The sequence below is a fragment of the Nonomuraea antri genome (assembly GCF_013283785.1).
Lineage (GTDB): Bacteria > Actinomycetota > Actinomycetes > Streptosporangiales > Streptosporangiaceae > Nonomuraea > Nonomuraea antri.
In genome coordinates, this window is sequence record NZ_JABCPZ010000296.1 from 1 (window position 1) to 11483 (window position 11483).

The window sequence follows — 11483 nt, forward strand, 5'->3', positions numbered from 1 at the left end:
ATCCCGCACCGCCCGATCCTGCACCGCCCGATCCTGCACCGCCCGATCCTGCACCGCCCGATCCTGCACCGCCCAGCCGCCCAGCTCCGCCCGACCCGCCCAGTCCGCCCGTCACCGCGCCGGCGGGCGGGCACCTGACCGGCGGACCGCCGCCGAACCCGATGAGGTGACCTGGCCATGCCCGCACTGAACGACGCGCTGAACGCGATCCCTTCCTCTCCTTTCCTCGACGTCCAGCGCCTGCTGGAACGGCGGCGGGGTACGGCACGCACGATCCCGCTGCACCAGGGGAAGACCTGGTTCGAGCCGTGCGCACGTCCGCGCGACTGGGCGGCGGGCGAGTTCGAGCTCGCGCCGCACCAGCACGCTCCGCCCGGCGGCGTGCCCATGCTCAGACAGGCGATCGCGAGCCAGGCCGGGGAGCGGCGCGGCGTGCCGGTGCCCGCCGAGCGGGTCGTGGTGACCGCGGGCGCCACCCACGCGATCTCCATGATCCTTCAGGCCGTGCTCGATCCCGGTGACCAGGTGGTGATCCTCTCCCCGCAGTGGCTGTTCGCGTCCGGGCTGGTGGCGGCGGCCGGGGGTGTCGCGCGGGAGGTCCCGGTGTTCCTGGAGCTGTCGGCCGACCCGGGTTTCGACTTCGCGTCCGCCGTCGAGGCCGCCGTGGGGCCGCGCACCCGTGCCGTCTACTTCAACAATCCCAACAATCCCACCGGTTTCCGGCTCGACGCCGCGGCCCTGCGGCGGCTGGCCGCGCTGGCGGAGCGGCACGACCTGTGGCTGATCGCCGACAACGCCTACGAGGCGTACGACTTCTCCACCGAGGGGTTCGTCGACGTCGCCGCGCTGGAGGGGGCCGGTGCGCGCACGTTCTCGGTGCACAGCTTCAGCAAGACGTACGCGATGCCGGGCGCCCGGGCGGGCTATCTGATCTGCCCGCCGGGGTGCGAGCAGGCGCTGGGCAAGTGGGCGCTCTACTCGACGTACGCCGTCTCCACCACCTCGCAGTTCCTGGCGTACCAGGCGCTGACGACCCCGGCCGCCGAGCTGGCCGCGCGGGCGTACGCCGCCGCCGCGGCCTGGTCGCTGGTGCGCGGGAGGCTGGAGATCCCGCACACCACGGCACACGGCGGCCTCTACACCTTCCTCGACGTGCGCGCGGCCGGGGGCGCCGCCGCCTTCGTCCGCCGGTGCGCCGCCCGGGGCATCGGCCTCGCGCCGGGCCCGGCGTTCGGCCGCAACTGCGCCGGCTGGGTGCGCTTGTGCTTCACCGCCGTTCCCCCCGAGCCGCTGGCCGAGGCGCTCGACGATCTCAACAAGCTCTACCGGGAGGGCGATCATGACCTCTGACACGCTGGTGCGCAGGCCGGGCACGCTCGGGCCGTACCTCAGACGATACGAACACCCGGCCCAGGTCGGCATCAAGATCAACCTGTACCGAAGCGCCGAGGTGGAGGGCCTCTCAGCCGCCATCGACGTGCCCGACCTGGAAGACAGCCCGATCGAATGCGTCATGGTCGGCGACTCGTACTTCATGACCCACCTGGGCCGGCCGAGCACGGTGCTGCGCGACCCGCTGGAGCGGGAGTGGGCGCTCGCCACGATGGTGGACCTCGTGGCCGAGGTGCGCCAGTCGCTGAACGCGCGTTTCCCGGCGCGGCGCCGGCCGTTCCTGCTGGCCGACCTGCCCGACGGCTCGTTCGCCGACGACCGCAGCGCGCTCAAGGCGTCCGACCGGTTCATGGCGCACGGCGCTGACGCGGTGAAGCTGGAGGTGACGGGCGCGCAGACGGTGCGCGGCATCGAGGCGGTCGCCGATCGCGGCATCCCCGTCCTGGCCCATCTGGGCTACACGCCGCAGCGCGGCCGGCTGACCCGTCACGGCGACTCCTACGACGAGGCGCTGGGCATCTTCGAGCTGGCCCGGCGGGTGCGCGACGCCGGCGCCTGCGGCCTGGTGCTGGAGATGGTGAGCGAGCAGGTGAACGCGGCGCTCAGCCGGCCGCACCGCGACGGGCTGCCGACCTACTCGGTCTTCAGCGGCCGGGCGCGCTGGGGCGGGCAGAGCCTCAACCTCTGGGACTCCGTGGTCAGGCCGCCCAGGCCGATGCGGTACTTCCCGCCGACCGCCGTCATCGAGGCGGCCGACGTCGGCGAGAAATACGTGCCGGAGCTCATCGCCGATCGCATGCGTGAGCTGCTGAGACTCACGCTCGCGGGCTGGTTCCCGGCATCGCCGCCGGCGGCGCTCAAGCCCGGCGAGCTGGCCGGCGTCGACCCGTGGAGTTCGTCATGAGCCTGCTGAGCCACCCGCCCGACTCCCTGGGCACGCAGGTGTTCGAGGAGCTCGAGTCCGAGGTCCGCACCTACTGCCGCCGCTTCCCCGCCGTCTTCGCCCGCGCCAGTGGCCACCTGATGTGGGACGACACCGGCCGCGCGTACGTCGACTTCATGTCCGGGGCCGGGGCGCTGAACTACGGCCACAACCACCCGGGCATCGTCGCGGCCGTCGCCGACTACCTGCGCGCGGAAGGCCCGGTCCACGCCCTCGACCTGCACACCACGGCGAAGGCGCGCTTCCTGCGCCGCTTCTCCGAGGTGGTGCTCGAACCGCTCGGCCTGCGTTACCGGCTCCACTTCACCGGGCCGACGGGCGCCAACGCGATCGAGGCCGCGTTCAAGACCGCCAGGCGCGTCACCGGGCGCACCGACATCGTCGCCTTCACCGGCGGCTTCCACGGCCTGTCGCTCGGCGCGCTGGCCGCCTCGGCCACGGCGCTCAAGCGGGGCGCCGCGGGCGTGCCGCTCACCCACGTCACGCGCATGCCGTACGACGGTTACCTGGGCGAAGGCGTCGACACGGTGGACCACCTGGTCAAGATGATCGACGACCCGGGCAGCGGCGTCGATCTGCCCGCCGCGTTCGTGGTGGAGAGCGTGCAGGGCGAGGGCGGGCTGGCGGCGGCGAGCCCGCAGTGGCTGCGCAGGCTGGCCGCCGTGGCCGGGGAGCGGCAGATCCCGCTGATCCTGGACGAGATCCAGACCGGCTGCGGCCGCACCGGCGAGTTCTTCGGCTTCACCGAGGCGGGCGTGGTCCCCGATCTGGTGTGCCTGTCCAAGTCGCTCAGCGGGCTGGGGCTGCCCATGTCGCTGCTGCTGGTGCGGCCGGAGCTCGACCTGCTGGGTCCCGGCGAGCACAGCGGCACCTTCCGCGGCAACAACCTGGCGTTCGTGGCGGCGACCGCGGCACTCGACCTCTGGGCCGAGCCGGGCTTCCGCGCCGCCGTCCGGCGCACCGCCGGCGAGCTGCGGGCCGGGCTGACCGGGCTGGCGGCGCGGTGGCGGCACCTGGGCTGCACGGTGCGGGGCCGCGGTCTCATCCTCGGCCTGTCCTTCGCCGAGGAACGGCTGCCCGGCCGCGTCTCCTCGGCCGCCTTCCGGCGCGGCCTGCTCGTCGAGACGTCGGGCGCCCGGGGCCAGACACTCAAGATCATGCCGCCGATCCTCATCGGCGACGACGGCCTGCGTCAGGGCCTCGATCTTCTCCACGAAGCGATCTCCACCGTCTCGGAAGGCGGCGACCATGACTAGCACCATCGACTCCGGCGTCCTGCGCCGCCTGGCGAACTCGTGGCCGAACCGGGCCACCGTCCGCACGGACATGGACCGGCTGGCCGAACCGGAGGAATACGACCGGGCGGTGCCCGACTATCCCGTGCGCCTGCTGCCGTTCGCCGAGCACCCGGCGTTCACGGCGGCCGCGCCCGAGCAGCGGCAGCAGGTGCTCACCCTGGCCTGGCTCGTCTACAACGAACGGGTGATCGCGGCCGAGGAACACGTCGCCAACCCGACCTTCGCCATGATCATGCACGGAGTGTTCCCCGGCACGGACGCCTTCGCCATCAAACAGGCCGTCCAGCAGACCCACGTGGACGAGGTCTGGCACACCTACATGCACATGATCGCGATGCAGCGCACCAGGCAGGTGCGGGCGGTCGCGGACGAACCGGGCTACCCGCCCACCGTGACCTACCGCAGGCTGGTCGAGGCCGAGCGCAAGACCACCGAGCAGTGGGAACGCGACCTGCTCAAGCTGGTCTGGACGACGGTCTCGGAGATCAGCATCAACGCCTATCTCGAACTGCTCTCCCGCGACACGACCATCCAGCCGTTGCACGCCCTGGTCCCCCGGCTGCACGCGCGCGACGAGTCCGCGCACAGCTCGGTGATGATCGAGGTGGTCAAGGCGCTCTACCCGCACCTGAGCACCGCGCAGCGGCAGGCGTTCGTCCGGGCGATCCCGCAGGCGCTGAACGCGTTCGTGGCCCAGGACTTCGACGTGTGGCCGGCCGTCCTGCGGCACGCCGGCATCCGGGACGCCGACGAGATCGTCCACGACTGCCGGCGCGCGGCCGGGAACAACCTGCTGGTCAGGGACTTCTCCGGCATCCGTCGCATCGTGCGCGAGCTGGAGATCGAGGACCGGATCGACTACGACTTCTCCGCCGCGTGAACGGCGCGGGTGAGATCGCCGGGCGAAGGGAGCGCCATAACATGCGTGTGGGCATCGCGGGCCTGGGGAACATGGGCGGCGGCATGTGCCGGCGGCTGGCCGACTCGGGCTTCGAGACCGTGGCCTTCGACCTCGACCCCGGCGTGACGCGCGCGGCGGGTCGCCATCCGGGCGTCACCGGGGTCACCGACGTGCGTGACCTGGCGGCGCCGGTCGTGGTGACCATGCTGCCCGACGGCGCGGCCGTCCGAAACGTCGTCACCGGGCTGCTCGCGCACCTCGCTCCGGGGTCGCTGGTCGTCGACTGCTCCTCCGCCGACCCGGCGGGCACGGTCGAGCTGGCCCGCCTGACCGCCGCGCACGGCGTGGACCTCATGGACTCCCCGGTCTCCGGCAGCCCCGCTCAGGCCAGGGACGGCACGCTCACCCTCATGGCGGCCGGTTCGGCCGAGTCGTTCGCGAAGGCCCGTCCGGTGCTCGCGGCGCTCGGCCGCGCCCACCACGTCGGCCCGCTCGGCTCCGGGCACGCGTTGAAGGCGCTCAACAACCTGCTGTCGTCGATCAACCTGGCCGCCGCCGCCGAGATCCTGCTGGCGGGGCAGGCGTACGGGCTGAAACCGGCCGCGATGCTCCAGGTGATCAACATCTCGGCCGGACGCAGCCACGCGACGGAGACCAAGCTGCCCGACCATGTCCTGCCTCGCACGTTCGACTCCGGCTTCGCGCTGCGGCTCATGGCGAAAGACCTGGAGATCGCCGCCTCGATCGTGGCCGCCGGCGGCGGGGCGGCGCGCTTCACGCCGGTCTGCCGGGAGATCTGGCGGCGTGCGCTGGCCGCGTCGGGGGATGATGCCGGGGACAACACCGAGGTCGTCCGCTGGCTGGAACGGCAGGCCGGCCGCGAGCTGACCCTCGAACCGTGAACGAGACATGAACCAGATCCGCGTCGTCATCGTCGCCTGCCTGTCCACCATGGTCGGGCCGATGCCCGCCTACCAGCTCGGCGCGACGGCGGTGCTCATGCCGGGCGCGTTCGGGCTGAACCCGGCCCGGCTCGGGATCGCCACGGCCGTCTTCTTCGCCTGCTCGGCGCTGGCCTCCGTCCCCGGCGGGCGGCTCGCCGACCGGGTGGGCGGCCCGCTCGGGATCCGGCTGGCCGCCGCGCTCAGCGTCGTCGCCTGCCTGGGCATCACCCGGGCGGGCCACTACCAGGAGCTGGTCATGTGGATGAGCCTGGCGGGGGTGGCCAACGGCGTGGCCCAGCCGTCCGGCAACGTCGCCATCAGACGGCACGTGACCGGGTCGCGGTTCGGGCTGGCCTTCGGGATCAAGCAGGCAGCGGTGCCGATGGCCGTCTTCGCCGCGGGCGCCGCCGTTCCCGCGCTGGCCGTCCCGCTGGGCTGGCGGCCGGCGTTCCTGGTGGCCGTCGTCCCAGGTCTGCTGGTGTTCGTCATGGCGCCCTGGGCGCGGGAGTCCCGGCCCGGCGATCCGTCCTCGCCCGGGCGGCGCGGGTTCGCCGGCCGGGCGCTGGCGCTCCTCACCGCCGCGGCCGCGCTCGGCGCCGCGGCCAACACCGCGCTGGGCACTTTCTTCGTCCCGTCCGCCACGGCGCACGGCATCTCCCCCGCGGTCGCCGGGCTGCTGGTCAGCCTCGCCAGCGCGGGCGGCATCGCCGCGCGGATCCTGGCCGGCGCCCTCGCCGACCGCCGTCCCGGTCAGGAGTTCACCCTGGTCACCGGCATGCTGGCGGGCGGGGCGGTCGGCGTGCTCGGCCTGACCTTCGCCGCCCCGGTGCCGCTCGTCGCGCTGGCCGCCCTGGTCGCGTACGGCATCGGCTGGAGCTGGCAAGGCCTGATGGCCCACGGCGTGGCCACCCTGCACCCCCGACATGCCGGAGCGGCCACCGGCATGATCCACGCCGGGCTGTTCCTCGGCGGCGCGACCGGCCCCTTCGGCTTCGGCTGGCTGGCCACGGCCCACGGGTACGGCGTGGCCTGGGCCGGGAGCGTCGCGATCCTGTTGACGGCGGCCGCCCTCGTCCGCCTGAGCCACCGCCACACCACCGGGCACGCCGAACCCGCCCCCGAGACCAGCTCCCCTGCGTCGTCGAACGGCCGCTAACGACGGCCTGCCTACGGATCGGGCACCCACTCCCGAGCCCGCGAAACCGGCACCACCCACGCCCCTGTTCGGGACCGCCCCACGCCTCCCGGCCAATGCCCGACCCACGCCTCCTGCGCTATGCTGACCCGCGCCGACCCGCGCCTTCCAGTCGGTGCCCGACCCACGCTTGGCCTGCGCCTTCCGATCGGTGCCGACCCGCCACCTCCCGGCCGATGCCACCCACGCATCCCGGCCAGCGCCGACCCGCACCTCCCGTTGGTGCCCGACCCACGCCTCCCGGCCAGTGCTGACCCGCGCCTCTCAGTCGGAATCGCCCCGCCCCTCCCGGTCGGTGTAGACCCACACCTCGCGGCTGCCATGCGGCGATTCAGCACCGGACCGCGCCTCCTGGCCATCCCACGACGGAGAACTGGGCACCGTGCGCACCTCAGACCACCCCATCGCAACCAATCCGGGTGCCACGCCAAGCCCCCTGCCACCTCGTCGCAGCGAATCCGGGTGCCAGCCCGAAGCCCCTTGCCGCCTCATCAAAGCGAGACCGGTTCCGGAGGGCCGTGCGACACCGTCTGCGAATCCAGCGCCAGGTCGCACCTTCCGACCGCGCCGACGCGGCGAACCCAGGTGCCACGCCGTGTCCCCTTGGCCGCCCCATCACGACGAATCCGGTGCCGGGCGAGACCATGCGAACGCCCTCTGCGAATCCGGGTGCCAGGTCGAGCCCCTTGTCGGACAGCGGGGCGGTACCGGTGCCGGGGGCATGGTCGCCCCGCAGTGAGGAATTCGGGACCGGACGGTTGTTGTGGCCATCCCGTGGCGGTGTTTCCCGTCGCGGGCGTGATCAGTCGACTACTCTTTGTCGTCGCCTGATCACAGCTGGTCGAACTTGGAGGTTCGCATGTCGCGTACATTAAGCCGTTTGGCTCTGGCCGTGGGCATCACGGTGGCCGCGGTGGGACTGGGGCCGGTGGCGCACGCCGGCCAGCGGGTGGGCGATGGCGTGCACACGTCACCGGTCGCCCACTGCCACCCAGCCGGGGTCCCGGCACACGGGTCCCGGGCGGGTACTCCAGTCGAGGGGACCCGGGCAGGTGCCCCAGTGCACGGATCCCGGGCGGGTACCCCTGCACATGGGATCCGCGCCGGTACCTCGGCGCACGGAACCCAAGGCGGTAGCCCGGCGCCGGGGTTCCGGTCGGGTATCCCGATGCACGGGTCCCCGGCGGGTGTCCCAGCCCACAAGGCGGCGGGGGCGGCGGGGCCTGGGTGTCCGCCGTTGCCGTGTCCGCCGTACTGTCCGCGGAAACCGCCGCCGCTCCCCTGCCCGCCGTACTGTCCGTGGGATCCGCCGCGGCCGCCACAGCCGCCGGTGCCCCCGTGTCCGCCGCACTGCCCGGAGTCGACGCCTGCGCCGAAGTAGCCGGCGGCCGATCGGTTCCGGCGTGAAGGGGCCGTCGTCCCGGAGGGTCCGGGCGTGGCGCGCCGTACGGGTCCAGGGGCGGGAGTGTTAGTTAGAGGGGTCCAGGCGTGGAGTGTGGTAGCCACGCCTGGACGCGGGTTCCCGACGCGTTGCTCGACATGCAGAACCTGCCGCTGAGTTCGGCGGCGCGCTCGGCCATCGAGCGCAGGCCGATGCCCGGGTGGGTGCTGTCGGCGCGGAAGCCCGTCCCGTCGTCGCGTACTTCCACCGCCAGCGCGGCCGGGGTCAGGGCCACTTTGACCAGGCAGTTCGCGGCGCGTGCGTGGCGCACGGCGTTCGTCAGCGCTTCCGACACGATGCGGTAGGCCGCGACCTCGACCGCCGCGGGCAGTGCCACCAGTGGGTCGGGGTCGAGTTCGACCTCGATGCGCGGTCCGCCGCCGTGCAGGGAGTCGGCGAGGCGGCGGACGCCCTCGCTCAGCCCGAAGTCGGCCAGCGCCACGGGCACCAGGCCGTCGGTGATGCGGCGGACGTCCACGACCAGGCGGGCGATGCCTTCCGACACCTCGCCCAGCGACGCCGCCGCGGACGAGTCTCCCGGGATCTGCGCGGACGCGGTGTCGACCCACAGGCGCAGCGCGGACAGGGTGGCGCCGAGCCCGTCGTGGATCTCGCGGCGCAGCCGGCGGCGTTCCTCCTCGCGGGCGGTGATGATCTGTTCGCGACTGGCCTGCAGGTCCTCGTACAGGCGGCAGGCGGCGACGGACGCGGCCGACTGGGCCAGCAGGATGCGCAGGATGTCGCGGTCTTGAGCGTCGATCCCGCTCTCGCCGGCGCGGGCGCCGACCCGCAGCGCGCCCACGACGGCGCCCTGGTGCACCAGGTCGAAGCTGCCGTGCCGGTCGGGCATCCGGCCGCGCGCGGCGACCTCGCGCGGCCCGTGACGGGTGAGCACCACGATCCGCGCGGCGGGCAGCCCGAGCTGCTCGACGACGGTGTCGCACAGCAGCCGGGCCGCCTCCTGCGGACCCGGGGCCCGGCCGAGGTCGCCGGCCAGGTGGCGGACCAGCTGGTACGGGTGCGCGCGGCGTCCGTAACAGAGCCGGTCGGCGACCCCGGCGGACCAGCGGACTGCCAGCCGCGCGGTGAGACCGACGGCCAGCGTGAGCGCGGCGAGCGCCAGCGCGGGCCAGGTGCGCGCGCCGGGCGCCAGCAGCAGCACCAGCGCGACTGCGCCGCCGGGCAGCAGGATCAGCCCGACGGTGAGCACGAAACAGGTCAGCAGCCGCCTGGCCGACCGGTTGACGGCCCACACCCTGTCTCTGCCGAACACCCGGACGATCACCGCGCTCAGCAGCGCCGCGCAGCAGCAGAGCAGCGCGAACCGCAGCCACCCGCTCAGCTGCAGGTAGTAGGCCGCCTTGAGCGCGATCGCCCACAGCAGGTACGGCCCGATGAACATCACCGCCTGCCGGCGCCGCGTGGTGTCGGCGTGCCGCCAGTGCCTGGCCAGCACGGCCAGCCCGATCCCGATCACCACGGCGAAGCTGAGGTTGACCGCCACGTGGAACCGTTCGTAGAGGTCGCCGGCCGCCCGGCCCGCCGCCCACCAGCGCAGCGGGTTGGGCCGGCCCGCCTGCTCGGCCTGGGCCACGACCGGCAGGAACGACACGGTGAGCGCCCAGGCGGCGACCAGGAACACGTACGGCCGCGGGGCGCGCAACCGTCCGTCGGGGAAGTGCAGCGGGAGCACGGCGGTGAGGAAGGCGTGCAGCGCGGCGCCGAGCACCCAGACCAGCAGCACCGCGGTGAGCGCCGCGCCGTGGTCGTGGACGACCGGCAGCAGCTCGGACGCCACCCGCGCCATGATCATGACCAGCCCGGTGGCCAGGAACAGCCAGCCCATCGCCAGGCCGGGCCGGTGCGCGACGATCACCAGACCACACCCGGCCAGCACCAGCGCGACCAGCACGGGACCGGCGTCGTCGAGCAGCGTGCCGAGGTCGCCCTCCCTGGCCTGGGCGCCGAACAGCAGCGCGCCCCAGCCGATCAGGCTCGCGACGGTGAGCGCGCACAGCACGGCGGCGCCGGTCAGTTGCCATCGGGCCGGACGGCCGGGCGTGCCCGTCATCGCGGGGCTCCGCCGGGATCGCAAGCGCGCACTGCGGCTCCACTTCGGTTCGTACGTTCGTACGGGAGACACCGGGACGTAGTCCTTCAAACGTCCCAGGCCCTCGGTCATGACCACATGGGGCAGCGGTCTCGGATGCGCCCAGGGCCGGTGCCCGGGATCCGGGCGGAGCGAAAATCGCTGTACGCGCCCGGACGACTACTCGTAGTGTAGGGGCCGTGGGGGAGGTCACGGGGATCCGCGTGCTGATCGTTGACGATCATCCGCTCTTCCGGCACGGCCTGCGGGCGGCGCTGGAGAGCTCGGGGGACATCGAGGTGGTGGCCGAGGCGGGCTCGGCCGCGGAGATCGACGAAGCGGTGGCCCGCCACCGCCCGACCGTCGTGATCATGGATCTGGGGCTGCCCGGGGCATCGGGCGTCGAGGCGACCCGCCGGCTGGCGGCGTCCGACGACGCTCCCCCGGTGCTGATCCTGACGATGTCCGACGACGACGGCAGCCTGGTGTCCGCGCTGCAGGCGGGCGCGCGCGGCTACCTCGTCAAGGGGGCGGGGCGCGATTCGGTGCTGCACGCGGTGCACACCGTGGCGGCCGGCGGCGCGGTCTTCGGCCCCGACGTCGCGCATCGCATCTCGCGCCTGGTCACCGACCCGCGCGCGAGCGCCTCGCAGGTGCGCTTTCCCATGCTGACGGCACGGGAGCGCGAGGTGCTCACGCTGGCGGCCCGCGGATACAACAACCACCGCATCGCCGCGGCGCTCGTGCTCTCGGAGAAGACGGTGCGCAACCACATCGGCCACATCTTCGACAAGCTCCAGGTGACCAGCAGGGCGGAGGCGTTGGCGCTGGCCCGCGACGGCGGGCTCGGCGAGCCCTGATCTCGGGTGCGGCGGGATGAGTGGGGCACCAGCCAGGCACAAGAGGCTCTCAAGTCAGAGTCAGTCCGGCTACAAATCCGCGGCCGTCTAATGAACGGTGTCAACCCGACGTACCTGACGCACAAGGAGATATGTGATGCGTTCCCTGGGTCGCGGCGCCAAGCGGACGGCCGCCGTCCTCGCCACCACCGCCGTCGCCGTCGCCACGTTCGGCCTGTTCTCCGGTCCCGCGCACGCGGCCGACTGGTACTCCTGCTACATCAGCGGCTACGGCTGGATGTGGTGCAAGGACGTGAACTAGACAGCTGCCGCTGGGAAGGACCGCTCCTGATTGGAGCGGTCCTTTTGCGTTTGGACCGGCGTGGGATCGGCGTAGGCGCGGGTTGGGGGCAGGCGCGGGGACGGCGCAAGCGTGTGGGT

General features: G+C 73.2%; 9 protein-coding genes. 8 read left to right on the plus strand and 1 reads right to left on the minus strand.

What is annotated here, in order from left to right; all coding sequences use genetic code 11:
- The first annotated feature begins 177 nt into the window (after positions 1–177).
- The 6 genes from HII36_RS49235 to HII36_RS49260 are packed head-to-tail and all read left to right on the plus strand — an operon-like array spanning position 178 to position 6634.
- Positions 178–1350, plus strand: a complete 1173-nt coding sequence (locus tag HII36_RS49235; RefSeq protein ID WP_173530312.1) for a pyridoxal phosphate-dependent aminotransferase — start codon at positions 178–180, stop codon at positions 1348–1350.
- Positions 1340–2296, plus strand: coding sequence for a 3-methyl-2-oxobutanoate hydroxymethyltransferase (locus HII36_RS49240; protein WP_173530313.1), 957 nt, complete (start codon positions 1340–1342; stop codon positions 2294–2296). The genes HII36_RS49235 and HII36_RS49240 overlap by 11 nt, the downstream gene beginning before the upstream one ends.
- Positions 2293–3591: a diaminobutyrate--2-oxoglutarate transaminase gene (locus HII36_RS49245; RefSeq protein WP_173530314.1), complete on the plus strand. Its 1299-nt coding sequence runs from the start codon at positions 2293–2295 to the stop codon at positions 3589–3591. Before HII36_RS49240 ends, HII36_RS49245 begins: the two co-directional genes overlap by 4 nt.
- Positions 3584–4513 carry a diiron oxygenase gene (locus tag HII36_RS49250; RefSeq protein ID WP_173530315.1) on the plus strand — a complete coding sequence of 310 codons (930 nt, stop codon included), beginning with the start codon at positions 3584–3586 and terminating at the stop codon, positions 4511–4513. The genes HII36_RS49245 and HII36_RS49250 overlap by 8 nt, the downstream gene beginning before the upstream one ends.
- 41 nt (positions 4514–4554) lie before the next feature.
- On the plus strand, positions 4555–5436 hold the full coding sequence (locus tag HII36_RS49255; RefSeq protein ID WP_173530316.1) for an NAD(P)-dependent oxidoreductase: 882 nt from the start codon (positions 4555–4557) through the stop codon (positions 5434–5436).
- A gap of 7 nt (positions 5437–5443) precedes the next feature.
- Positions 5444–6634, plus strand: coding sequence for an MFS transporter (locus HII36_RS49260; RefSeq protein ID WP_173530317.1), 1191 nt, complete (start codon positions 5444–5446; stop codon positions 6632–6634).
- 1511 nt (positions 6635–8145) lie between these two features.
- On the opposite strand, the gene HII36_RS49265 is transcribed toward HII36_RS49260, so the two are convergent.
- Complete coding sequence (locus tag HII36_RS49265; protein WP_173530318.1) at positions 8146–10185, minus strand: sensor histidine kinase; 2040 nt, start codon at positions 10183–10185, stop codon at positions 8146–8148.
- Between the two features lie 218 nt (positions 10186–10403).
- Here HII36_RS49265 and HII36_RS49270 point away from each other — a divergent pair, with 218 nt between their 5' ends.
- Positions 10404–11063, plus strand: coding sequence for a response regulator transcription factor (locus HII36_RS49270; RefSeq protein ID WP_328808242.1), 660 nt, complete (start codon positions 10404–10406; stop codon positions 11061–11063).
- 136 nt (positions 11064–11199) lie between these two features.
- A complete protein-coding gene (locus tag HII36_RS49275) occupies positions 11200–11364 on the plus strand; it encodes a hypothetical protein (RefSeq protein ID WP_173530319.1) in 165 nt (54 codons plus the stop codon).
- The last annotated feature ends 119 nt before the right edge of the window (positions 11365–11483 follow it).